This window comes from Rhodococcus sp. O3, assembly GCF_048897285.1.
In the GTDB taxonomy this organism is placed as follows: Bacteria; Actinomycetota; Actinomycetes; order Mycobacteriales; family Mycobacteriaceae; genus Rhodococcus.
The window spans coordinates 1-23,325 of sequence record NZ_JBMBTE010000084.1 but is presented as its reverse complement, the minus strand read 5'-3'; the positions used below and the strand labels follow the sequence as shown (position 1 = coordinate 23,325).

Below are 23,325 nucleotides of genomic sequence, written 5' to 3'. Positions count from 1 at the left end.
TGGGTCGACTGAATGTACCGTTCGCTCGGAAAAGGCGGGGGACAGAAGCGCGACCGCTGGACGTCGCACCCGGCCTCGTCGATCATGGGGTGATGTCGACCGTAGGCAGCGATGCCGAAGTGTTCGAGCATTCCCGGGGCCGGCTGGAGGCGATCGCCTACCGGCTGCTGGGATCGGCCGGTGACGCCGAGGACGCGGTCCAGGACACCTATCTGCGTTGGCACGCCGCCGACCACGACCGCATCGAGAGCCCCGAGGCCTGGCTGACGAAGGTGCTCACCAACATCTGCCTCAACCAGCTCACCTCCGCGCGGGTCCGGCGGGAAACCTATGTCGGACAGTGGCTTCCGGAACCGCTGCTCGCCGGCGACCGGATGCTCGGCCCCGCCGACAGCACCGAGCAGAAGGACACCGTGTCCATGGCGATGCTCACGCTGCTCGAACGGCTGTCCCCGAACGAACGCGTCGTGTACGTGCTGCGCGAGGCGTTCGGCTTCCCGCACCGCGAGATCGCCGGCATCCTCGGGCTCACCGAATCGAACTGCCAGCAGATCCATCGCCGCGCCCGGCAGCACATCGCCGCCGACCGGGTCCGCGCCGACGTGGACGCGGCCGCCGCCTCGAAGATCACCGAACAGTTCGTCGCCGCGGCCGTGAGCGGCGACACCCAGCCGCTGGTCGCGATGCTCACCGGCGACGCCGTCAGCGTCGCCGACGGTGGCGGGCGGGTCCCGGCCCGTCGCGGCCCGGTCAGCGGTGCGCTCGCGATCGCGAAGTACCTGCGCGGGCTGTTCCACCCGACCGAGGCCAAACGAGCCGTCATCGGCGGCAGCCCGGCGGTGTACGCAGCCGTCGTCAACGGCGGGCCCGCCGTGCTCGTCGAGGTGGACGGCCGCGTGGTCGGGGTCTTCTGTCTCGACGTGACCGACGGGCAGGTCGCCGGCCTGACCATCCAGGTCAATCCCGACAAGCTCGACCGGATCAGCCGGAGGTGGGCGGAGACCGGCCCGCACGAACCACTCATCGCTCATTGGTGATGCAGATCACATTCCGGTCCTGTCAGGGATCGTGCCCCTATCCGGTTCAGGCAGTGAACCACTTCGGAAGGAGCACGTCATGAAGCACCGCATCGTCGTCCTCGGAGCCGGATACGCCGGAGCCAACGCCGCCGGCCGCCTCGCCCGGCGGCTCGACCACGACGACGTCGACATCACCCTGGTCAACGCCGACCCCGACTTCGTCGAACGCGTGCGCATGCACCAGCTCGCCAGCGGGCAGGACCTGCCGCGGCGAGTACTCGGCGACATCGTCGGGCGCCACGGCGTCCGCGTCCTGACCGCGCGCGTCACCGCCCTCGACGTGGACCGCCGCACCGTCGACCTGACCGGCCCCGACGGAGCCACGACCCTCGCCTACGACAGCCTCGTCTACGCCCTCGGAAGCGCGGTCGCCGATCACGGCGTGCCCGGCGCCGCCGAGCACTCCGACAACGTCGCGGGCAAGGGGGCGGCACTGCGCCTGCGCGCACGGCTCGCCGACCTGCACCCCGGTGCGCGGGTCCTCGTCGTCGGCGGCGGCCTGACCGCCATCGAAACCGCCACCGAGATCGCCGAATCCCACCGCGACCTCGGCGTGGCGCTCGTCGCCCGCGAGCGTGTCGGAGGCTGGCTGAGCGACAAGGCGCAACGCCACCTGCGCGCGGCCCTCGGCCGGCTCGGCGTCACCGTCCACGAGCACACCGACGTCACCCGCGTCGACGCCCACGAAGTCGCCGTCCGCACAGCGGATTCCGCGGCAGACGACACGATCCCGGCCGACGTGACGGTGTGGACGGCGGGATTCGCGGTTCACCCGCTCGCCGCCGCCACCACCCTGACGGTCTCCGACACGGGCCGGATCGTGGTGGACCGCACGATGCGCTCGGTGTCGCATCCGGACGTGTACGCCATCGGTGACGCAGCGCTCGCGGAGGGTGCCGGGGGCAAGCCCCTGCGCATGTCCTGCGCATCGGGAATCCCGATGGCCTGGGCGGCCGCGGACGCACTCGCCGCCCGCCTGACCGGCCGCACGGTCCCCGAAACCACCATCGGCTACACCGTGCAGTGCATCAGCCTGGGCCGGCGCGACGGAATCATCCAGCGGGTGACCCCGGACGACCGGGCGACGTCCACCGCCGTCACCGGCCGGGCCGGGGCCTGGATCAAGGAGTTCGTGTGCGCGGGCGCCGCCTGGAGCGTGGCGCACCCGCTCGTGCTGCCGCGCCACCGTCGCCTCGTTCCTGCGCGCGCGACCGCCGAGGTTGCCGCCGGCTGAGGGGATTACCGCCCGCGAGCCGGTGACGGCGAGAACAATCGGGTGACGTCACGAACCGACGCACGTCGATCAGGAGGTCGTTCGATGGGTACCCAGCTCAATCCGTATCTCAGCTTCCGTGACAACGCCAGGCAGGCAATGGAGTTCTACCGAGATGTCTTCGGGGGAGAACTGACCGTGAGCACGTTCGGCGACTTCCACGCCAGCGACCTGCCGGAGGAGCAGGACAAGGTGATGCACGCACAGCTGGTCGCCCCCAACGGCCTGGTGCTGATGGGGGCCGACACCCCGAACGCGATGGAACTGAAAGAGGGGAGCAACTTCTCGATCTCCCTCAGCGGAGACGACGAGGCCGAACTGCGCGGCTACTGGGACAAGTTGTCCGAGGGCGGCACCGTCGCGATGCCCCTGGCCAAGGCGCCGTGGGGGGACACCTTCGGCATGTGCACGGACCGGTTCGGGATTCCGTGGATGGTGAACATCGCCGGGAACTCCCAATAGCGCGAGCGCTACCTCACGGGCAGTAGCGCGAGCGTTATTTCTCGAGTTCCGCGAGCGCGGCGATCACATACGACTCGGTGGCCTCGGTGGTGATCCCGAGGCCACCGAGCAGTTCGGAGGTCGGGCTCTCGGGAGCGAGCAGTGCGAGCAGCAGATGCTCGGTGCCGACGTAGTTGTGGCCCAGGCGCAGCGCCTCCCGCACGGTGAGTTCGAGAATCTTCTTCGATGCCCCGTCGTAGGGGATCAGGGTGGGGGATTCGGTGTCGGGATCGCCGGCGGGCACCGTCGCCTCGGCGGCGGATCTGATCGCCGCGGCGTCGGCGCCCTGCTCGGCGAGGGCGCGCATCGCGAGGCTGTCGGGGTCCGTGGTCAGGCCGAGCAGCAGGTGCGCGGCGCCGATCTCCGTCAGGTGTGCGGCGCGCGCCTCCTCCTGGGACCGCACGATCGCGGTGCGGGCGCGCGGCGTGAACCGGGCGAACATGTTCGCATCGGCCTTGGGGGTGAAGCGCTGCTGGGCGGCCTGCTTGGTCACGCCCATGCAGCGTCCGATCTCGGTCCAGGAGGCGCCGCTGCGGCGGGCCTGGTCGACGAAGTGGCCGATCAGATGGTCGGCGATCTCGCTCATGTGTTCCGCTGCGAGCACGGCGGCGGTGAGTTGATCCAGGGGTTGATCCGGGTAGCCGGTGCGGATGCCGTCGATGAGGTCGTCCAGTCGAGGTGTCGTCATACGTCAACGGTAGATTGACGGCAGAGTCCCGTCAAGGCGTCCTTGACGCCAACTCGATCGCCGCAGCGATCGGGCCCAACCCGACCGGATTCGCCCCGCGCGCGGCACAATCGTCAAGTGGCCCACCGAAAACCGCCCCTCGATCCCGTCGTCCGTCGCCTCCCGCCACCCCCGCCGCGCGCGGCGCGACGCACCGGTCCCGAGCCCTTCCCGCGGCACCGGCTGCTTCCGTTGAGCGGACACGCGCCCGAGGACGTCGTCGTCGACGCGCAGGGTCGGCTGCTGTGCGGCGCCGACGACGGGCGCATCCTGCGCATCGACCCCGCGACCGGCGCCGAGGAAACCCTGGCGACCACCGGCTCCCGGCCGCTCGGCCTCGAGGTCTGCGCCGACGGCACCGTGCTGGTCTGCGACGCCTACCGCGGCCTGCTCCGGCTCGAACCCGAGACCGGCGCTCTCACCACAGTCGTGGACTCCGTCGGCGGCGAACCCCTGCGTTTCTGCTCGAATGCCACCGCCGCCCGCGACGGCACCATCTGGTTCACGCAGTCGAGCACCCGCCACGATCTCGACCGCTACGTCGGCGCCGTGCTCGAGCACCGCGGCAGTGGCCGGGTGCTGCGCCGCGACCCCGACGGCACCCTCCACGTCGTGCTCGACGGCCTGCACTTCCCGAACGGCATCACCCTCACCGAGGACGAAACCGCGGTGCTGTTCGTCGAGACCGACGGATATCGCCTCACTCGCGTCCCGGTCGAGGCCCCGCACGTGCCCGAAGTTCTCCTCGACAACCTGCCGGGCATGCCGGACAACGCCTCCCGGGCGCGTGGCGGCCGGCTGTGGATCGCGATGGTCACGCCCCGGAATCGGCTGCTGGACCGTCTCGGGACCACCCCGCCGTGGCTGCGGAAGCTGCTCTGGCGCTTGCCGACCCGGCTGCTGACCATGCCCGGCCGCACCACCTGGGTGTGGTGCGTGGGGGAGGACGGGCGCATCCTGCACGACCTACAGGCCGACGACGTCGATTTCCACATGGTCACCGGGGTCGCCGGGGGAGAGCGAGTCAACCGGTGTTCTTCGCAGCCGTCAGGTAGGCCTCCGTCCTGGTCAGCTCGGACAGCTCGTCCGGGAGCGGCGGCAACCGGAGGTGATAGGCCGCAATGAGTTCCGCGATGCTCGACGTCCGCACGTCCCACGCGTGCTCGCCGAGCCAGCCTGCCGGATCGACCCGGGCATCGTCGTAGAACAGGTGGGTCACGTCGAAGTTGCCGAAGAACGACTTGCCTCCGAAGTACTTCTCGCGCACGGCGGCGAACCGCGCGAAACCGTGGCTCGTGCCGAATCCGTCGAGCGCGAGCCTGCTGCCGCCGGTGGACAGCGCATCGATGCGCTCGAAGAGAGCGTCGTGCGCGGGCCCCGGCAGATACGGCAGCAACCCCTCGGCCGACCATGCGGTCGGGTGCTCCCGGACGAAGCCGGCCTCGGTGAGGGTGGCAGGCCAGTCGTCGCGGAGATCGACCGCGACCGGCCTTCGATCCGAGGTCGGTGGCGTGCCGTGTGAATCGAGCACGCCGGACTTGAACTCGAGCACCCTCGCCCGGTCGATCTCGAACACGACCGTCCCGGGTGGCCACGTGAGGCGGTAGGCGCGGTCGTCGAGTCCGGCGGCCACGATGACCACCTGCCGCACCCCGTCCGCGGTCGCCGTCGTGAAGAAGTCGTCGAAGAACTTCGTGCGTAAACCCATGAACCGCGGGAAGAAGAACGGAAGCTTCTCCAGCGCGGAACTGTCGCTCAGCAACGCGACGAACTGAGGATCGTTCGCAGCCTCGACGAACCAGCGGGCGAACGGATCGGAGATCAAAGCGTCGGGACGTTCGGATTCGAGCGCCCGGAAGGTCGCCACCGCGAGGGCTGTGCGGCCCACGCTGCTCACGATGTCCCAGGTGTCCCCGTCTTCTCGCATCGGTATCACCCCTCGGTCCGGGTAGGCCGGTCGCGCCCGGACTCCTTTTCGTCGACCCCTCGTCCGGGCAAGGCTGCGCGCGGCGCCGGTTCAGAAGGTGTCGAACCGCGGGACCCGCAGTGACATGTCGGAGTCGCGGTGCAACTGCCCCTGCTCGTGCTCGTGCCGGCGCTGCCGTTCCCTGTCTTCGTCGTCGCGGTCGCAGTCGCCCAGATTCAACTGTCCGGGGTTCTGCTCCCACAGGCAGGGGTCACTGGGGTCGCAGTCGCAGTCCTGCCACACGGTCTCGATCGTCCTGTCCGGGGCTGCGGTGGCGACAGCGGGCGTTGCGGCGAGGCCGAGGGGAAGTGCCACCGACATGGTGGCGACGGCGGCCCAGCGAAGAATGCGACGTGAATGTGTAGTGGGTGTCGATTCCATGGTGAAACTCCGATCTGCACTCGGCCATGGACTCGCGCGGCGAGGACCCGTGCAGGCGGCCGTGACCGAAACGGTGCGGCCGGGCCCGCGAACTGCGGGCCGGCCGGATCGACCATCGATCCGATTTCGAGAGTTGCAACTTGTATCCACAACAGGCCGAGAGCGATGGGCATTCCCGCTGTCGGCCTACAAAATCCACTCGGGGTGCACTCGTGGCGGGTTGGTTGAATTTCGGAGCATACGGAACACAAGAATTAGCCGAATTTCCCGGGTCGACAAGGTTCCCCCCACCCGACATCGACACAACGACCACGCGGCGCGGTCCGATCCGGCAACCTGGACGGGACGGTCCCGGACGGGGACCGTGGAAGACATCGCCCCTCGAGCGCAGGACGGTGACCACCGTGCCGATCGACAACGACGTCTACGACCGGATCGGTGTGGGTTGGTGGGACGAATCCAACCCGCTCAACCTGCTGCAGGGCAGCCTCACCCCGGCGCGGTACGACTACTTCCGCAGCGTCCTGCGCGAACGCGGATACGCCAGACTCGACGGACTGCGGGCCCTCGACATCGGAAGCGGCGGGGGATTCCTCGCCGAACGCTTCGCGAAAGCCGGCTGCGCCGTCGTCGGCGTCGACCCGTCCACGGTGTCGCTCGAGACCGCACAGCGGCACGCCGCCGCGAGCGGCCTCACCATCGACTATCGCAGGGGAGTGGGCGAACGCCTGCCCGTGCCCGACGCATCGTTCGACCTCGCCTACTGCTGCGACGTCCTCGAACACGTCGACGACCTCGACGCCGTCCTCGCCGAAACCGCACGCGCGCTCGCGCCCGGCGGTCTGTACTTCTTCGACACCATCAACCGCACGTGGCTCGGTAAACTCGTGGTCATCAAGATCATGCAGGAATGGCGGTGGACCCGGATGTTCGACACCCCCATCCACGACTGGTCCATGTTCATCACCCCCACCGAACTGACCGCAGCGCTCGAGCGCCACGGACTGCGCCCGGCCGAACTCACCGGACTCGGGCTGCGCACCCTCGACCCCCGTCGCGTCGTCGACATGCACCGCGCGCGGCAGGGACGCATCACCTACGGCGAGTTCAGCCGCCGACTCAACTTCGGGCGCGTGCCCTACACCGGCGCCAACTACATGGGGTACGCCGTGAAGACCGAGGCGCGCGGCTGACCGGGGGAGGGAGCGGGGCGAGTCCCGGTCTCACTGTGAAGATGCGTGCCCTCACCGTGAGGATGCGTCCAGTCGGCGGATCAGCGATGCCGGGGCGGTCACCCGGAACGACATGTCCAGCAGTTCCCCGATCTCGTCCCAGTCCACGTCGTCCCGGTCGAGGTCGTAGCCCACCCAACCCGAGGGCCCGAAGTAGGCGGGCAGGTAGGTGTGCGGTTCCTCGAGCAGTGCGAGGCGCTCCTCGGGTTCCGGCTTGATGATCACCGACCGGGGAAAGGGCGTGCCGCTCGGCTTGTCGGAGCCGCCGTAGACCGCGAACGCCGTCTTCGTGTGGAAGAACGGGCGTCCGTGCGAGATCCTCTCGCCGGCACCCGGAAACGCGAGGGCGAGCGACCGGATGCGCGCCAGCAGGGGATCGGCATCGTCGAACATGATCGGATGCGGCATGCGGGCAGCGTACCCGCGTGACGGCGTGTCTTCCGGGCCGACGGGAAGAATTTCGGACCGCACGGAACTGCAAAATATTCCGAACTGCCCCGTCGGCCGGGTTCACCGAAACCCCAACCCCGCCACGACGGCGGATACCTCCGAATCGCGTACCGACGTCGTACTGTCGAGGACATGCCGGTGCCCGAACCCCTCGCTCGCAACGCCCTCGCCGAGACCTTCGCCGCGTTCGAATCGCGACGCCTCCCACTCGACGGCCGGCGCCACGCCGCAGTGGTCATCGCCATCCTGGACGACGGCGCAGGCAACGGCGTCATGCCCCTCACCCGCCGGCCGACGCGACTGCGCGCCCACCCCGGACAGTTCGCACTACCGGGTGGACGCCTCGACCCCGGCGAAACACCGGAAGAAGCGGCCCTGCGCGAACTGCACGAAGAACTCGGGCTGCGGGCCGACCACACCCAGATCGTCGGCCGCCTCGACGACTACGTCACCCGATCCGGTTACGTCATGTCCCCGTTCGTCGTGTGGTCCGACGTCCCCGTCACCGACCTGCAGCCCAGCCCCGACGAGGTCGCCGAGCTCTTCGCCGTCACCGCCACCGAGATCGACAGCGAACCCCGGTTCGTACCCATCCCCGAATCCGACAAGCCCGTCATCCAGTGGCCGTTCCGCGGTCACCTGGTCCACGCACCAACCGCCGCCGTCGTGTACCAGTTCCGGGAGGTCGCTCTACACGGCCGGCACACCCGCATCGACGATCTGGAACAGCCGGTCTTCGCCTGGCGCTGACCCACCGGACCGGACCCGAAACGTGACTATGGAAGGCTGTCGGAACCCGACCGTCACCACGAACACGAGGCAGGTTCGACGATGAACGACGCCGCGACGACCGCCGGCTCCGCACCGGTCGCGTCCGATCGCATCCTCACCGTCCCCAATCTGCTCAGCTTCGTCCGACTCATCGGCATTCCGCTGTTCCTCTGGCTGATGCTCGTCCCGCACGCCGACGGGTGGGCACTGGCCGTGCTGGTCCTCAGCGGCGCCACCGACTGGGCCGACGGCAAACTCGCCCGTCTGCTCGACCAGACCTCGAGGCTCGGCGCCCTGCTCGACCCGCTCGTCGACCGCCTCTACATCGTCACCACACTCGTCGCGCTGGTCGCCCGGGACATCCTCCCGTGGTGGATCGCCGCGATCCTCATCGGACGCGAACTGGTCCTCGCCCCGACCCTCGCCGTGTACCGCAGGCGCGGCCTGCCCCCGCCCGACGTCCTCTACCTCGGCAAAGGCGCGACTTTCCTGCTGATGTGCGCGCTGCCGCTGCTGCTCCTCGCGCTTGCCGTCCCCACCACCGCCGACATCGCCGAGCCGCTCGGCTGGGCCGCGCTGATCTGGGGAACGGTCCTGTACGTCTGGACCGGCGTCCTCTACCTGTATCGCGCCGTCGAAACCGCGCGCGTGACACCACCGATCGGCGGACACCGGGAACCCCGATGAACCAGCACTGGGAACAGATCCGCCGGAACCCGACACCGTCGTTGCTCACCGCACTGCTCGAGGACCACCTCGATCCCGGATACGCGGCGGCCGCCGAGAACCGCACCACGAAACACACCCGGCCCGCCCGCAAGGGCGTCCTCGCCTGGCTGACCGTCGGTGCCCTCCTCACCGGCCTCACCATCGGCATCGCCTACTCGAACACCACCGAACCCGGGCCCGGTTCCGACCGGACACAGGCGGAGATCCTCGCCGGCGTCCGCGCAGCCTCCGAACGCGTCGAGACCCTCACAGCGACCCGAGACGACCTCACCGCCGACGTCGACCGGCGCCGCGAGGAACTGTTCACCGACAACGGTGCCGGCACCGACATCCTCGACGCGCTCCGGCACACCGAGGACGCCGCCGCAGCCACCGAGGTACACGGTCCCGGCGTGACCGTCACGCTCAGCGACCCGGCGGCGAAACCGAACCTGTCGGATTCCGGGCAGCGCGGCAACCCCCGCACCGCCGTCCTGCTCGACCGCGACCTGCAAGCGGTGATCAACGCCCTGTGGGCCGGTGGCGCCGAAGCCGTCGCGCTCAACGACGTGCGCATCGGCCCCGGAGTCACCGTCCGGCAGGCGGGCGGAGCCATGCTGGTCGACAACCGGCCGGTGTTCTCCCCGTACGTCGTGTCGGCCATCGGATCACCGAGCCGCCTGCAGACCTCGTTCGTCGTCAGCGACGCCTACCTGCGGATGTCCGGTGTCCAGCAGCTGTACGGGGTAGGTTTCACCGTCGCCGAAGCCGACGACGTCACCATGCCGGCCGCGGCCGTGCGCGACATCGAATCTGCACTGGAGGGAGATCGTTGAAACAGAACGGGCTCAGGCACGGCCACGCGCTCTACGCGGTACTGGCCCTCGCGATCGGCATCGCCGCGGGGGTGATCTTCAGCCCACAGGTACCCGACGTGATCCAGCCCTACCTGCCGATCGCGGTCGTCGCCGCCCTGGACACCGTGTTCGGCGGCCTGCGCGCGTACCTCGACGACATCTTCGACGCCCAGACCTTCGTCGTGTCCTTCGTGTTCAACGTGCTCGTCGCGGCCCTGATCGTGTGGCTCGGCGACCAACTCGGCGTCGGGACCCAGCTGTCGACCGCCGTCATTGTCGTCCTCGGCATCCGCATCTTCGGCAACGCATCCGCGCTGCGCCGCCGCCTGTTCGGAGCGTGACCCGTGGCCGAAGGACGACACGAATTGCACGACCCACCGGAACCGGCCCCGCGCCGCGGCCGCCTGCTCTTTCCGGCCCTGGCCGGGCTGCTGATCGTGCTGCTCGGCGTCGCGATCGCCACCCAGGTCCGCAACACCGAGTCCGGTGATGCCCTCGACTCGGCCCGCCCGGCCGACCTGCTCGTCCTGCTCGACAACCTGAACCGGACCGAGGCCGCGCTGCGCCAGGAGATCACCGCGCTCGAATCGACGCTGACCAGCCTGGAACAGAACGGCTCGGAGGCCGCTCTCGACGAGGCCCGCGCGCGGCTCTCGGAGCTGTCCATTCAGGTCGGCACGGTCCCGGCCACCGGCCCGGGTGTCGTACTGACCGTGACCGACCCGGTACGCGGCGTCGGCTCGGAGGTCGTCCTCGACATGATCCAGGAGTTGCGCGCGGCCGGGGCGGAAGCCATCCAGATCGCCGGGGCCGGCGGCCCGCCCGTCCGGATCGGCGTGGACTCGTGGGTGACCGGTCCCGGCGGTGCCGTGGTCGTCGACGACGTACCGCTCGTCGCCCCGTACACGGTCACCGCGATCGGGGACGGACCGACCCTCGCGGCCGCGCTGAACATCCCCGGCGGCGTGGTGGACACTGTCGCGCGGACCGGAGGAACATTGGTGATCGAACAGTCTCCGCAGGTCGACGTGTCCGCCTTGCGGCAGGTCGAAGCGCGCCAATACTCTCAGCCCGGTAACTGAATCCGACGTTCGTGACGAATGTCGTCGCCGAAAGGACCCTGTCGTGAGTGAGTTCGAAACCCCCGCCGATCTGCGTTACACGGCGGAACACGAGTGGGTGCAGCGGACGAGCGCGACCACCGCGCGGATCGGCATCACCGCGTACGCGCAGTCGCAGCTCGGCGACGTCGTGTTCGTGCAGTTGCCGGAGACCGGGACCGAGGTGACCGCCGGCGAATCCTTCGGCGAGGTCGAATCGACGAAGAGCGTCTCGGACGTGTACGCGCCGATCAGCGCGAAAGTGGTTGCGGTCAACACGGATCTGGAGGCGAACCCGGAGCTGGTGAACTCGGCGCCCTACGGCGGAGGCTGGCTCGTCGACGTCGAGGTCGGTAGCGAGGGTGAGCTGGACGCGGCGCTCGGCGAGACGCTGGACGCCGACGCCTACCGCGCTCTCATCGAAAACTGACGGTTCCCGTGCGCGACAACCGCGTCCGCCTACGCCGGGGAGCCGGCTCAGGGTACGGTCGTGTCAGGCGTGTGCCGTTGTCGGGGGCGCGGGTCCGTAGTCGAAAGTGATCGTGGCTGAACGAAACAACGACCGGTCGGGGAGGTTTGCCCGATCGGTCGAACGGATAAGGAGTAACGGTGAGCGAGAACGGCAACGCGGGATACGAGGAAACCCCTGCGGAAACCACTTCGGTGTTTCGCGCCGACTTCCTGAGTGAACTGGAAACCGCCGGCTCGGGGGCGGCGACCTCGGAGGCTCCGGTCTCGGGTGTCGAGGGACTGCCCGCCGGGTCGGCACTGCTTGTCGTCAAGCGTGGACCCAACGCGGGATCGCGTTTCCTGCTGGACCAGCCGACGACGTCCGCGGGACGGCACCCGGACAGCGACATCTTCCTCGACGACGTGACCGTCAGCCGTCGGCACGCCGAGTTCCGTCAGGACGAGGGTGAGTTCCAGGTCGTCGACGTGGGAAGCCTCAACGGCACCTACGTCAACCGCGAGCCTGTCGATTCGGCGGTGCTGGCGAACGGTGACGAGGTGCAGATCGGAAAGTTCCGGCTGGTGTTCCTCACCGGTCCGCGAGGAAACCAGGGCGCAGGTAGCTGATGACCGCTGCTGCCCGCCAAACGGCACCGGGGGGAATGTCGATCGGGTCGGTTCTCGATCGACTCCGCCCGGAGTTTCCGGACGTGACGATCTCGAAGATCAGGTTTCTCGAGGCCGAGGGGCTCATCAGCCCGGAACGCACGCCCTCCGGATATCGACGTTTCTCGATCGAGGACTGCGAGCGACTGCGGTATGTGCTGACCGCGCAGCGGGATCAGTACCTGCCTCTGAAGGTGATCAAGGAACAGCTCGAGGCGATCGACCGAGGTGCCGCAACGGTGGGCGCAGTGGAGTCCCGCCCGAAGCGTCCACGGCCGTTGGCCGTGGCGCCGGGCGAGGTCTCGCCCGAGGTACTGCGCACCGACCGTGAAGTTCGGATGAGCCGCGACGACCTGTGTGAGCGCGCCGGGATCGACGTGAGCTTCCTGACCGAGCTGGTTCGTGCCGGGCTGATCGTGCCGGGTGCGGCGGGATTCTTCGACGGGGACGCGGTGCTGCTCGCCCGAACCGCCAAGGCCATGTCGGAGTTCGGGCTCGAAGTGCGGCACCTGCGGGCGTTCAAGCTCGCGGCGGACCGGGAAGCGAGCCTGGTCGCGCAGATCGCGGGTCCGATCGCCAAGGGGCGCGACGCCGGAGCGCGGGCGCGAGCCGAGGAGATGGTCCGGGAGTTGGCGGCGCTTTCGTTGACGCTGCACACATGCCTGGTGAAGGCAGCGGTTCACGGCGCACTCGACCGCTGAACGGTTCGTGGACGCCGGCGGCGATCGGGGTGAGAATCCCGACGACCGCCGGCACCTGACGCGCCTCCCGGATCGCACTAGAATTCAGGCAGGATTGCCACGCGGGGTTCGTCCCCGGACGGCCAGCGGGATGGAGGCACCGGCATGAGCGAGATGCGGATAGTGGGCATTCGGGTCGAACAGCCGCAGAACCAGCCGGTCCTGCTGTTGCGCGAGGCCGACGGCGACAGGTATCTGCCGATCTGGATCGGGCAGATGGAGGCGACTGCGATCGCGCTCGAACAGCAGGGCGTCGAACCGGCGCGTCCACTGACGCACGATCTGATCAAGAACCTTCTGGAAGCATTCGGGCACGTCCTGCAGGAGATCCGGATCGTGGATCTGCAGGAGGGAACCTTCTACGCCGACATGGTTTTCCAGGGTGGCATGCGCGTGTCGTGCCGCCCTTCGGACGCGGTCGCTGTAGCCTTGCGCATCGGTGTGCCGGTCTTCGTCGAGGAACCGGTACTGGTGGAGGCCGGTCTCGTCATGCCCGACGAACGGGAGGACGAAGTCGAGAAGTTCAAGGAATTTCTCGAGTCCGTGTCGCCCGACGACTTCAAGGCGACGGACGGCTGAATCGGACGTCATCGGCTGCTTTACCGTGCCTCGATCCATACGGATCGGGGCACGGGGTACGACTCGAAGGTTTTACGACCGGTCGGCGTGTTGCTGCCCTACGCTCGAGACAGAGCGTACGCTGAGTGAATCCGCAATTCGGATCTGCTCGACGGGCCTTGACTAGCACGCGACGATCGGATGGGTGGGGGGGAATCCGCCCGTCCGTTGTTACGGGGCGACGGGTGGGCACGTAAGAGGGAGTCAACACAGTGCGAGATCGGCCGCAGGGACAGGGGCACGGCGATATCGACGAAGGGAACCGCTCGACCTCGATGTCGTCGACGCAACAAACGGACGACATCCAGCCGGGTCTGTTCCCGGACGACTCGGTTCCCGACGAACTCGTCGGTTATCGCGTTCCGATCGCATGCCAGATCGCCGGAATAAGCTACCGCCAGCTCGACTACTGGGCTCGAACGAATCTCGTCGTGCCGTCGATCCGTGGCGCAGCCGGCTCCGGTAGCCAGCGACTGTACTCGTTCAAGGACATCCTGGTCCTCAAGATCGTCAAGCGGTTGCTGGACACGGGCATCTCGCTCCAGAACATCCGCGTCGCGGTCGATCACCTGCGTGAGCGCGGGGTGCGGGACCTGGCGAAGATCACGCTGTTCTCCGACGGCACCACCGTGTACGAATGTACGTCGCCCGAAGAAGTCGTCGATTTACTGCAGGGCGGGCAGGGCGTATTCGGCATCGCGGTCAGCGGTGCGATGCGTGAGCTGACCGGAAGCATCGCGGACTTCCCGGCCGAGCGTGCCGACGGAGGCGCCGCCGAGCAGCGACCCGAGGACGAACTCGCGTCCCGTCGCCGCAACCGCATCAATCGCCGCATCGGCTAGAGCCGGGATTTAGACGTTCATCACACCGTGAAGGCGTCCGTGACCACGATTGCGGCGATTGCCGTGCACTAGAATCGCGAATGCGTCGCCGCCGCACGGGAGAGTTCCGGATCGATCCGGGCACCGAAGGAGCAGCACCTCCCCGTCAATCTCTCAGGTACCGAGGACCGTGCGGGCTCCGACGCCTCTGGAAAGCGGTGGGAGCACCCACCCGCCCACGGGGAAAGGGACCGGCCGCCCGGTCACCGAATCTCTCAGGCGCTCGCCCGTCGAGCTCGCGACAGAGGGGGAGGGAAGCACGCCGTGCGACCGTGCGCGGACGTGGACCTCCGATCACCCGGGAATCGCACATGACAGATGCCGTCACCTCCACGTTCGCCGACCGTCACGTCGGCCCCGACCAGGCGGCACTGCGCCGCATCCTCGACGTCGTCGGCGTCGACGCACTCGCAGACCTCGCGGCGAAGGCACTGCCCGCCGCGATCCTGGACCCGGCCACCGGAGGGATCGCCGACGGGCTGGACGTGCTGGACGCGCCGCTCTCCGAACACGAGGTGCTGGCCGCGCTGACCGAGCTCGCAGCGCAGAACACCGTGGCAACCTCGATGATCGGCCAGGGCTACTACGGCACCCTCACGCCGCCGGTGCTGCTGCGGAACATCATCGAGAACCCCGCGTGGTACACGGCGTACACCCCGTACCAGCCGGAGATCAGCCAGGGCCGGCTCGAGGCTCTGCTCAACTTCCAGACGATGGTCTCCGACCTCACCGGCATGGAGGTCGCGAACTCGTCGATGCTCGACGAGGGCACCGCCGCCGCCGAAGCGATGACCCTGCTTCGCCGCGCCAACCGCAAGTCCAAGAGCCCCCGCGTGCTCGTCGACTCCGATCTCTTCCCCCAGACCGCGGCCGTCCTCGCCACCCGCGCCGAGCCGCTCGGCATCGAGATCGTCACCGCGAACCTCGTCGACGACGGACTGCCGGACGGCGACTTCTTCGGGGTCATCCTCCAGATCCCCGGCGCATCCGGGCGGGTGTTCGACGCCGCCCCGATCATCGCCGCCGCACACGACCGCGGTGCACTCGTGGCGGTGGGCGCAGACCTGCTGGCCCTGACGTTGATCACCCCGCCGGGCGAGCAGGGCGCGGACGCGTGCTTCGGTACCACCCAGCGTTTCGGTGTGCCCATGGGCTTCGGTGGCCCGCACGCCGGCTACCTCGCCGTGAACGCCGCGCACACCCGCAATCTGCCGGGTCGTCTGGTCGGCCTGTCCGTCGATGCGGACGGCGATCCGGCCTACCGGCTGGCACTGCAGACCCGGGAACAGCACATCCGCCGTGAGAAGGCGACGAGCAACATCTGCACCGCGCAGGTTCTGCTGGCGGTCCTGGCCGCGATGTACGCCTCGTACCACGGCGCCGACGGCCTGACCGCGATCGCACGCCGGGTCGCGGCACATGCCGACACCCTCGCCGCGGCCCTGCGCGCCGCCGGTATCGAGATCGTGCACGCCGAGTTCTTCGACACCGTCCTCGCCCGGGTTCCCGGTCGCGCCGCACAGATCGTCGCGAACGCTCGCGAAGCGGGCATCAACCTGCGCCTCGTCGACGACGACCACGTCGGCATCTCCTGCGACGAAGCGACCACCACGGCGCACATCGGCACCGTGCTCGATGCCTTCGGCGCCCCGGACACCGCGCAGTCCGGGAGCGACGGCGCGGCGATCCCGGCGGCATTGGCCCGCACCAGCGTGTTCCTGCAGCACGAATCGTTCGTCAGGTACCGCACCGAAACCGCGATGATGCGGTACCTGCGGCGGCTCTCCGACAAGGATCTGGCACTCGACCGGACGATGATCCCCCTCGGCTCGTGCACGATGAAGCTCAACGCTGCCGTCGAGATGGAAGCGATCACCTGGCCGGAGTTCGCCGACCTGCACCCGTTCGCACCCGCGGAGCAGACCGCCGGTATCCGCCGGCTGATCGCGGACCTCGAGGGCTGGCTCGCCGCGATCACCGGTTACGACCGCGTCAGCCTCCAGCCCAACGCGGGCAGTCAGGGCGAGTACGCAGGTCTGCTCGCGATCCGGCACTACCACCTCGACCGCGGCGACGACCATCGCGACACCTGTCTCATCCCGTCGAGCGCCCACGGCACCAACGCGGCCTCCGCGGTGATGGCCGGGATGCGGGTCGAGGTCGTCGCGTGCCGTCCGAACGGAGACGTCGATCTCGACGATCTGCGCGCGAAGATCGCCGATCATGCCGAGCGCCTGGCCGCGATCATGATCACCTACCCCTCGACCCACGGTGTGTACGAGCACGAGATCGCCGAGATCTGCGGCGCCGTTCACGACGCGGGCGGTCAGGTGTACATCGACGGGGCGAACCTCAACGCGCTCGTCGGCCTCGCGCGGCCGGGCAAGTTCGGCGGCGACGTGAGTCATCTGAACCTGCACAAGACGTTCTGCATTCCGCACGGCGGCGGCGGGCCGGGCGTGGGACCGATCGGTGTCCGCGAGCACCTCGCGCCCTACCTTCCGGGTCATCCGGAAGCACCCGAGCTCGGGGGCGCCGGACCGGTGTCGGCCGCGCCCTACGGTTCGGCGTCGATCCTGCCGATCACGTGGGCGTACATCAAACTGATGGGTGCGAAGGGCTTGCGCCGTGCGTCGCTGACGGCCATCGCGTCTGCCAACTACATCGCCCGCCGTCTCGACGAGTACTTCCCGGTGCTGTACACCGGCGAGAACGGCATGGTCGCGCACGAGTGCATCCTCGATCTGCGCCAGATCACCAAGGACACCGGTGTCACCGTCGACGATGTGGCGAAGCGGCTGGCCGACTACGGGTTCCACGCGCCGACCATGAGTTTCCCGGTCGCGGGAACGCTGATGGTGGAGCCGACCGAGAGCGAGGATCTGGCCGAACTCGACGCGTTCGTCGACGCGATGATCTCCATCCGTAAGGAGATCGACCGCGTCGGGGCAGGGGAGTGGCCGGTCGACAACAACCCGCTGCGGGGTGCTCCGCACACGGCGGAATGCCTGGTCGGGGAGTGGAACCACCCGTACACGCGGGAGATCGCGGTGTTCCCGCTGGGGAAGTCGCGTGCGAAAGTGTGGCCGGCCGTCCGGCGCATCGACGGGGCACACGGGGACCGTAACCTCGTGTGTTCCTGCCCGCCGCTCGAGGCCTACGCCGACTGATCGTCCGATTCGGGGTGCCGGAGATACCGGCACTCCGATCTTCGATCGTAAAGTATTCTGCACCGGACGGAACAAACAGAAAACCCGAACACCATCTCACCCAGCACGACACCTACTACCTCACGTCCCGCATCAATCACCCATCCAGGAGCGGACGTGCGAGCATAGGGGCGTGGCGACGCGAGCAGACTCCGAACGGTTGCGGGATCTCGCACGGCTGCGCCGGGTCCGGGACCGGATCGATCGGGAGTACGCCCGGCCGCTGGACGTGGAACAGCTCGCACGGGATGTGCACATGTCGGCGGGTCATCTGAGCCGGCAATTCCGCCTGGCTTACGGCGAACCGCCGTACACCTACCTGATGACGCGTCGGATCGAGCGGGCGATGGCGCTGTTGCGGCGGGGCGATCTGACTGTCACCGAGGTGTGTTTCGAGGTCGGGTGTTCGTCCCTCGGGACGTTCAGTACGCGATTCACCGAGCTCGTGGGGGTGTCTCCGAGCGTGTACCGCGCACAGGCGTGCTCGGACGCCGAGATGCCGTCGTGCGTCACGAAACAGGTGACGAGACCGATCAGGATTCGAGAAGCGTCGACGGCGTCCCGAATCTAGCGTGGTCGCCATGAACCTCACCATCCACAACGCATTCCTTCCGCACGACGACCGTGACGCCGCCCTCGCGTTCTATCGGGACCTCCTCGGTTTCGAGGTGCGCAAGGAGGTCGGCTACAACGACATGTACTGGATCACCCTCGGGCATCCCGCCCAGCCCGGCACGTCGCTCGTCCTGAATCCGCCCGCCGCGGATCCCGGAATCACCGACGAGGAACGGCGCGTGATCAGCGAAATGATGGCCAAGGGCACGTTTGCGATGCTCACGTTGGCGACACCCGATCTGGACGCGACCTTCGCGGCGCTCGAAGCCGGTGGCGCGGAGATCGTCCAGGAGCCGATCGAGCAGCCCTACGGGATCCGGGACTGCGCGGTGCGCGACCCCGCGGGAAACATGATCCGCATCAACGAGGTGCGGTGACGTGGCCCCGGACGGCAGAGCCGCCGGCGCGAGTGTGTTCTCCCGATGGAAACAGCAGAAGGAGAATGCGCGGATCGTGCGCCGGGACGGGTGAATCCGTCCGGGGTTGTCACACCGATCGGCGATACTGCCCGGGCGGGGAACCGGGTGAGAGCGAACAGAGCGGGGAGATGCGATGGGCACGACGACCGAGACGGCTACGGGGACGGCGCCCACCGGGGGGCGGCACCCGGCCGACAGCCACGACCTGATCCGGGTGCACGGGGCTCGCGAGAACAACCTCAAGAACGTCGATCTCGAGATTCCCAAGCGGCGGCTGACGGTCTTCACCGGGGTGTCGGGATCCGGGAAGAGTTCACTGGTGTTCGCGACGATCGCCGCCGAGTCGCAGCGGATGATCAACGAAACGTACAGCGCGTTCGTGCAGGGATTCATGCCGACGCTCGCTCGTCCGGACGTGGATGTGCTCGAGGGCCTGACCACCGCGATCATCGTCGATCAGGAGCGGATGGGCGCGAATCCGCGTTCGACGGTCGGTACGGCGACCGATGCAAATACGCTGTTGCGCATCCTGTTCAGCCGGCTCGGCAAACCGCACATCGGTTCGCCGCAGGCATTTTCGTTCAACGTTGCGTCGATCAGTGGTGCCGGGGCGGTGACGGTCGAGAAGGGCGGCCGGACCGTGAAGGAACGCCGCAGTTTCAGCATCACCGGCGGCATGTGCCCGCGCTGCGAGGGCATGGGTAAGGTCTCCGATTTCGATCTCACCGCGCTGTACGACGACAGCAAGTCCCTGAACGAGGGTGCGCTGACGATTCCCGGGTACAGCATGGACGGCTGGTACGGCCGGATCTACCGCGGATGCGGATTCTTCGACCCCGACAAGCCGATCTCGAAGTTCACGAAGAAGCAGCTGAACGATCTGCTGTACAAGGAGCCGACGAAGGTCAAGGTCGACGGCATCAACATCACGTTCGAGGGCCTGATCCCGAAGATCCAGAAGTCCTTCCTGTCCAAGGACCGGGAGGCGATGCAGCCGCACATCCGGGCGTTCGTGGACCGGGCCGTCACCTTCCAGACGTGTCCCGACTGCGAGGGCACCCGCCTGTCCGCCGAGGCCCGGTCGTCGAAGATCGCCGGAGTCAGCATCGCCGACGCGTGCGCGATGCAGATCAGCGACCTCGCGGAGTGGGTGCGGGGGCTGGACGAGCCATCGGTGGCTCCGCTGCTGAAATCGTTGCGCGAGACCCTCGATTCGTTCGTCGACATCGGACTCGGTTATCTGAGCCTCGACCGGCCTGCCGGCACGCTTTCCGGGGGCGAGGCGCAGCGCACCAAGCTGATCCGGCATCTCGGGTCGTCGCTCACCGACGTGACCTATGTGTTCGACGAGCCGACGATCGGTCTGCATCCGCACGACATCGCGCGGATGAACGAACTGCTGCTGCAGTTGCGCGACAAGGGAAACACGGTGCTCGTCGTCGAGCACAAGCCCGAAGCGATCGCCATCGCCGATCACGTGGTCGACCTCGGCCCGCGCGCCGGGGCCGAGGGCGGCGAGATCGTGTTCGAGGGCACCGTCGAGGGGCTGCGGTCGAGCGGGACGCTGACCGGTAAGCATCTGGACGACCGTGCGGCACTGAAGACTTCGGTGCGGACGCCGTCGGGGGCGCTCGAGATCCGCGGGGCGGACACCCACAATCTGCAGAACGTCGACGTCGACATTCCTCTGGGGGTGCTCGTCGTCGTGACGGGTGTGGCGGGGTCGGGGAAGAGTTCGCTGATCCACGGGTCGGTCGCGGGCCGGGACGGTGTCGTCGCGATCGATCAGGGGGCGATCAAGGGGTCGCGGCGCAGCAATCCCGCGACGTACACGGGGCTGCTGGAACCGATCCGCAAGGCGTTCGCGAAGGCGAACGGGGTCAAACCCGCTCTGTTCAGCGCGAATTCGGAGGGCGCGTGCCCGAACTGCAACGGTGCGGGTGTCGTGTACTCGGATCTGGCGATGATGGCCGGGGTGGCGACGCCGTGCGAGGTGTGCGAGGGCAAGCGATTCCAGGCCGAGGTTCTCGAGTACCGGTTCGGCGGTAAGGACATCGACGAGGTCCTGAACCTGTCGGTGGACGAGGCCGAGGAGTTCTTCGGGTCGGGTGAGGCGAAGATCCCGGCGGCGCACCGGATCCTGGCGCGTCTCGCCGACGTGGGGCTCGGCTACGTCAAGATCGGGCAGCCGCTCACGACCCTGTCCGGCGGCGAACGGCAACGTCTCAAGCTGGCCGACCAGATGGGCGAGAGCGGCGACGTGTACATCCTCGACGAACCGACGACGGGCCTGCATCTGGCCGATGTCGAGAATCTGCTGGCGCTGCTGGACCGGCTGGTGGATGCGGGGAAGTCGGTGATCGTCATCGAGCACCACCAGGCCGTGATGGCGCACGCCGACTGGATCGTCGATCTCGGACCCGGTGCCGGCCACGACGGTGGCCGGGTCGTCTTCGAGGGCACCCCGGTGGATCTGGTCGCCGCGCGCTCGACGCTGACGGGGGAGCACCTCGCGCAATACGTCGGGGCCTGACCGCAGGGAGCTGGGCTCGCCGGCGGCCGGGCTCGATCAGGGTTCGGTGACGAGTTCGAGGATCGTGATCTCGGGGGGTGTCGCGACGCGGACGGGTGGCCCCCACGCGCCGGCGCCGCGCGAGGTGTAGAGGGTGGTGTCGTCGAACCGGTCGAGTCCGATGACGCTCGGGTTGGCCAGGGGCACGAACAGGCCGAGCGGCCACATCTGGCCGCCGTGAGTGTGGCCGGACAGTTGCAGGTCGACGCCGAGTTCGGCGGCGTCGAGCACCTGGCGGGGCTGGTGCGCGGCGAGCAGCACGAACCGGTTCGGGTCGCGGCCGTCGAGGGCCGCCGCGAGGTCGGCTTCGTGGGGGGCGGGGGCCGTCCAGTCGTACACCCCGGCGATGTCGATGCTGTCGGCGCCGCGGGTGAGGGTGACGTGTTCGTTGCGTAGCGTCTGCACGCCCAGGGTTTCCCAGTGGTCGAGCCAGGACAGGGCGTCGTCGGAGTAGTACTCGTGGTTGCCGCTGACCCCGAACACCCCGAGCGGTGCGTCCAGGTCCCGGAGGGGTGCGAGGTCGGTGGCGACGCGCGCGATGGTGCCGTCGCTGAGGTCGCCGCCGAGCACGATCAGGTCGGGGTTCTCGCCGGCAACGAGGTCGACGACCTTCCGGGTGAAGTCCGCGCCGCGTGCCGGGCCGACGTGCAGGTCGGTGACGAGGGCGACGCGCAGCCCGTCGAATTCGGCGGGCAGGCGCTGGAGCGGTACCCGGACGTGCGCGATGCGGGGGTGGGAGGCTTCGACGGTTCCGTATGCGACGGCGGTGATCGAGGTGAGGGCGGCGACGGCGGTGACGATGCGCAGGGTGCGGCGTCGGGAGGGGCCGGTGGGTCGTTCGGTGCGTCGCAGGGACCAGGACAGCCGGTTCGCGAGGCGGGTCAGTCCGATCACGGCGGCCCAGAGCGTCAGGTACAGCAGGACGGCGAGCCAGGTCCAGCCGAGGTAGCCGAGGGGTCGTGCCCAGGCGGGGTCGAGGGTGGTGCCGACGAGGGAGGCGGTGAGGGCGAGGGCGGCTCCGGCGACGAGGACGGTGGTGGCCGCGATGGCGGCGGGCCCGCGCAGTTCGGGCGCGCGGACGTAGCGGCGGTGCAGCCAGAAGGTGAGGAGGGCGAGGAAGGTTCCTACGACGAGTAGCCGGATCACGGTGTCAGGACATCAGCTTTCGGAGGGTGTCGGACAGGGTGGTGCCGTTGTCCGGGTCGACGGTGACGAAGGTGCCGCCGGTGTCGTCGGCGAGGGTTTCGAGGTCGGTGCCGGAGGTGGCGGTGCTCGCGGTCGTGGTGGTGTCGAGGAGGACGATGTCGATGCGGAGGTCCCGGTCGCGGGCCTGGGTTTCGGCGACGAGGTCGAGGAGTTCCTCGTAGGCGGTGTCGTCGGTTGCGGTGTCGTCGGTTCCGGTGGTGACGATCAGCAGCGAGTTGGGTCGGCCGGGGCGGTACCCGTCGGTGGCGTCGCGGTAGGCCGCGGTGATGGTGTCGTAGGTGAGCGGCGATCCGGTGGCGGGATCGGCGAGCGCGGCGGTGAGCGCCGCGCGCCGGTCGGCGGTGAGGGCGCCGAGGTCGACGACGGCCGGATCGGTGGTGCCGTCGCTGTCCGGGGAGAACCGCAGTCCGATGTCGGAGGTGTCGGGTGAGCGGTCGAGGACGGCGGCGAGGGTGGTGGTGACGGTGCCGAGTGGGTCGGATGCGCCGGTGTCGATCAGGAGGACGGTCGAGCGGGTGGCGATCGGGTTGAGCCGGGTGTGCAGGAGGGCGTCGACGGTGGCGGCGTCGGGGGCGGTGAGTGCGGGGCCGAGTGGTTCGAACGGCAGCGGTGCGCCGGTGGGGGTGGGTTGTCCGTCGACGCGGAAGCCGGCGTCGGCGAGGGTGCGTGCCTGTTCGGGTTGCCGGACGTAGTCGACGAATTCGGCGGCTGCGCGGGAGAGGGTTTCGTTGATCCAGGGGGCGTCGACGATGGCGGCGGGGTAGTCGGCGGACGGGGCGGGTCCGGCGGGCCGGTAGGTGGTGATGCCGGCGAGGGTGTGGTTCTTCAGCGCCGTGTACAGGTGTTGTTCGACGACGGGGACGGCGTGCACGTCGCCGGTGGCGGTGGGTGCGGTGGCGACGAC

At 68.6% G+C, this 23,325-nt stretch carries 24 protein-coding genes, 1 pseudogene and 1 riboswitch; of the genes and pseudogenes, 19 read left to right on the top strand and 6 right to left on the bottom strand.

What is annotated here, in order from left to right; all coding sequences use genetic code 11:
- Positions 1 to 92: 92 nt before the first annotated feature.
- The 3 genes from ACN675_RS20460 to ACN675_RS20450 all read left to right on the top strand — a co-directional run bounded on the left by ACN675_RS20460 (position 93) and on the right by ACN675_RS20450 (position 2,814).
- On the top strand, positions 93 to 1,037 hold the full coding sequence (locus ACN675_RS20460; RefSeq protein WP_420752592.1) for an RNA polymerase sigma-70 factor: 945 nt from the start codon (positions 93 to 95) through the stop codon (positions 1,035 to 1,037).
- Between the two features lie 79 nt (positions 1,038 to 1,116).
- Positions 1,117 to 2,313, top strand: coding sequence for an NAD(P)/FAD-dependent oxidoreductase (locus ACN675_RS20455; protein ID WP_420752591.1), 1,197 nt, complete (start codon positions 1,117 to 1,119; stop codon positions 2,311 to 2,313).
- A gap of 84 nt (positions 2,314 to 2,397) precedes the next feature.
- Entirely contained in the window at positions 2,398 to 2,814 is a 417-nt protein-coding gene (locus ACN675_RS20450) for a VOC family protein (RefSeq protein WP_420752590.1), read from the top strand.
- A 34-nt stretch (positions 2,815 to 2,848) separates the two neighbouring features.
- On the opposite strand, the gene ACN675_RS20445 is transcribed toward ACN675_RS20450, so the two are convergent.
- Positions 2,849 to 3,541: a Clp protease N-terminal domain-containing protein gene (locus ACN675_RS20445; RefSeq protein ID WP_420752589.1), complete on the bottom strand. Its 693-nt coding sequence runs from the start codon at positions 3,539 to 3,541 to the stop codon at positions 2,849 to 2,851.
- Positions 3,542 to 3,658: 117 nt separating this feature from the next.
- Between ACN675_RS20445 and ACN675_RS20440 the strand changes: the two genes are divergently transcribed.
- Complete coding sequence (locus ACN675_RS20440; protein ID WP_420752588.1) at positions 3,659 to 4,705, top strand: SMP-30/gluconolactonase/LRE family protein; 1,047 nt, start codon at positions 3,659 to 3,661, stop codon at positions 4,703 to 4,705.
- Here the strand turns inward: ACN675_RS20440 and ACN675_RS20435 are convergent.
- Together ACN675_RS20435 and ACN675_RS20430 are read right to left on the bottom strand one after the other, a co-directional pair.
- Positions 4,605 to 5,507: an SAM-dependent methyltransferase gene (locus ACN675_RS20435; protein WP_420752587.1), complete on the bottom strand. Its 903-nt coding sequence runs from the start codon at positions 5,505 to 5,507 to the stop codon at positions 4,605 to 4,607. The genes ACN675_RS20440 and ACN675_RS20435 overlap by 101 nt on opposite strands.
- 90 nt (positions 5,508 to 5,597) lie before the next feature.
- Positions 5,598 to 5,927 carry a hypothetical protein gene (locus tag ACN675_RS20430; RefSeq protein ID WP_420752586.1) on the bottom strand — a complete coding sequence of 110 codons (330 nt, stop codon included), beginning with the start codon at positions 5,925 to 5,927 and terminating at the stop codon, positions 5,598 to 5,600.
- Positions 5,928 to 6,331: 404 nt separating this feature from the next.
- Between ACN675_RS20430 and ubiG the strand changes: the two genes are divergently transcribed.
- Entirely contained in the window at positions 6,332 to 7,120 is a 789-nt protein-coding gene (ubiG, locus tag ACN675_RS20425) for a bifunctional 2-polyprenyl-6-hydroxyphenol methylase/3-demethylubiquinol 3-O-methyltransferase UbiG (protein ID WP_420752585.1), read from the top strand.
- A gap of 51 nt (positions 7,121 to 7,171) precedes the next feature.
- On the opposite strand, the gene ACN675_RS20420 is transcribed toward ubiG, so the two are convergent.
- Positions 7,172 to 7,567, bottom strand: coding sequence for an MmcQ/YjbR family DNA-binding protein (locus ACN675_RS20420; protein ID WP_420752584.1), 396 nt, complete (start codon positions 7,565 to 7,567; stop codon positions 7,172 to 7,174).
- Positions 7,568 to 7,741: 174 nt separating this feature from the next.
- Here ACN675_RS20420 and ACN675_RS20415 point away from each other — a divergent pair, with 174 nt between their 5' ends.
- From ACN675_RS20415 to ACN675_RS20350, 14 genes are all read left to right on the top strand, one after another.
- The gene (locus ACN675_RS20415; protein WP_420752583.1) at positions 7,742 to 8,359 is read left to right on the top strand and encodes an NUDIX hydrolase; all 618 of its coding nucleotides are present in this window, start codon (positions 7,742 to 7,744) and stop codon (positions 8,357 to 8,359) included.
- 81 nt (positions 8,360 to 8,440) lie between these two features.
- The gene (locus ACN675_RS20410; RefSeq protein ID WP_420752582.1) at positions 8,441 to 9,067 is read left to right on the top strand and encodes a CDP-alcohol phosphatidyltransferase family protein; all 627 of its coding nucleotides are present in this window, start codon (positions 8,441 to 8,443) and stop codon (positions 9,065 to 9,067) included.
- A complete protein-coding gene (locus ACN675_RS20405) occupies positions 9,064 to 9,924 on the top strand; it encodes a DUF881 domain-containing protein (RefSeq protein ID WP_420752581.1) in 861 nt (286 codons plus the stop codon). Before ACN675_RS20410 ends, ACN675_RS20405 begins: the two co-directional genes overlap by 4 nt.
- Positions 9,921 to 10,286 carry a small basic family protein gene (locus ACN675_RS20400; protein WP_197250429.1) on the top strand — a complete coding sequence of 122 codons (366 nt, stop codon included), beginning with the start codon at positions 9,921 to 9,923 and terminating at the stop codon, positions 10,284 to 10,286. The genes ACN675_RS20405 and ACN675_RS20400 overlap by 4 nt, the downstream gene beginning before the upstream one ends.
- Before the next feature lie 3 nt (positions 10,287 to 10,289).
- Positions 10,290 to 11,027 (top strand): DUF881 domain-containing protein, encoded by a 738-nt coding sequence (locus ACN675_RS20395; protein WP_420752580.1) that lies wholly within the window; start codon positions 10,290 to 10,292, stop codon positions 11,025 to 11,027.
- 43 nt (positions 11,028 to 11,070) lie between these two features.
- Positions 11,071 to 11,475, top strand: coding sequence for a glycine cleavage system protein GcvH (gene gcvH / locus ACN675_RS20390; protein ID WP_197250431.1), 405 nt, complete (start codon positions 11,071 to 11,073; stop codon positions 11,473 to 11,475).
- Between the two features lie 179 nt (positions 11,476 to 11,654).
- Entirely contained in the window at positions 11,655 to 12,122 is a 468-nt protein-coding gene (gene garA / locus ACN675_RS20385; protein ID WP_197250432.1) for a glycogen accumulation regulator GarA, read from the top strand.
- Positions 12,122 to 12,862, top strand: coding sequence for a MerR family transcriptional regulator (locus ACN675_RS20380; protein ID WP_420752579.1), 741 nt, complete (start codon positions 12,122 to 12,124; stop codon positions 12,860 to 12,862). Before garA ends, ACN675_RS20380 begins: the two co-directional genes overlap by 1 nt.
- 144 nt (positions 12,863 to 13,006) lie before the next feature.
- A complete protein-coding gene (locus tag ACN675_RS20375) occupies positions 13,007 to 13,480 on the top strand; it encodes a bifunctional nuclease family protein (RefSeq protein ID WP_420752578.1) in 474 nt (157 codons plus the stop codon).
- A 314-nt stretch (positions 13,481 to 13,794) separates the two neighbouring features.
- Positions 13,795 to 14,361: a MerR family transcriptional regulator gene (locus ACN675_RS20370; RefSeq protein WP_231609861.1), complete on the top strand. Its 567-nt coding sequence runs from the start codon at positions 13,795 to 13,797 to the stop codon at positions 14,359 to 14,361.
- Positions 14,362 to 14,447: 86 nt separating this feature from the next.
- Positions 14,448 to 14,541: riboswitch (glycine riboswitch) on the top strand.
- 170 nt (positions 14,542 to 14,711) lie between these two features.
- On the top strand, positions 14,712 to 17,570 hold the full coding sequence (gcvP, locus tag ACN675_RS20365; protein ID WP_420752577.1) for an aminomethyl-transferring glycine dehydrogenase: 2,859 nt from the start codon (positions 14,712 to 14,714) through the stop codon (positions 17,568 to 17,570).
- Between the two features lie 172 nt (positions 17,571 to 17,742).
- Positions 17,743 to 18,180, top strand: a complete 438-nt coding sequence (locus tag ACN675_RS20360; RefSeq protein WP_420752576.1) for a helix-turn-helix transcriptional regulator — start codon at positions 17,743 to 17,745, stop codon at positions 18,178 to 18,180.
- Between the two features lie 10 nt (positions 18,181 to 18,190).
- Positions 18,191 to 18,601 carry a VOC family protein gene (locus ACN675_RS20355; RefSeq protein WP_420752575.1) on the top strand — a complete coding sequence of 137 codons (411 nt, stop codon included), beginning with the start codon at positions 18,191 to 18,193 and terminating at the stop codon, positions 18,599 to 18,601.
- A gap of 175 nt (positions 18,602 to 18,776) precedes the next feature.
- Positions 18,777 to 21,176: an ATP-binding cassette domain-containing protein gene (locus ACN675_RS20350; RefSeq protein ID WP_420752574.1), complete on the top strand. Its 2,400-nt coding sequence runs from the start codon at positions 18,777 to 18,779 to the stop codon at positions 21,174 to 21,176.
- Between the two features lie 36 nt (positions 21,177 to 21,212).
- Here the strand turns inward: ACN675_RS20350 and ACN675_RS20345 are convergent, their stop codons facing one another.
- Entirely contained in the window at positions 21,213 to 22,361 is a 1,149-nt protein-coding gene (locus tag ACN675_RS20345; protein WP_420752573.1) for a metallophosphoesterase, read from the bottom strand.
- Positions 22,362 to 22,365: 4 nt separating this feature from the next.
- Positions 22,366 to 23,325, bottom strand: a pseudogene (locus ACN675_RS20340) (hypothetical protein); the annotation flags it as partial.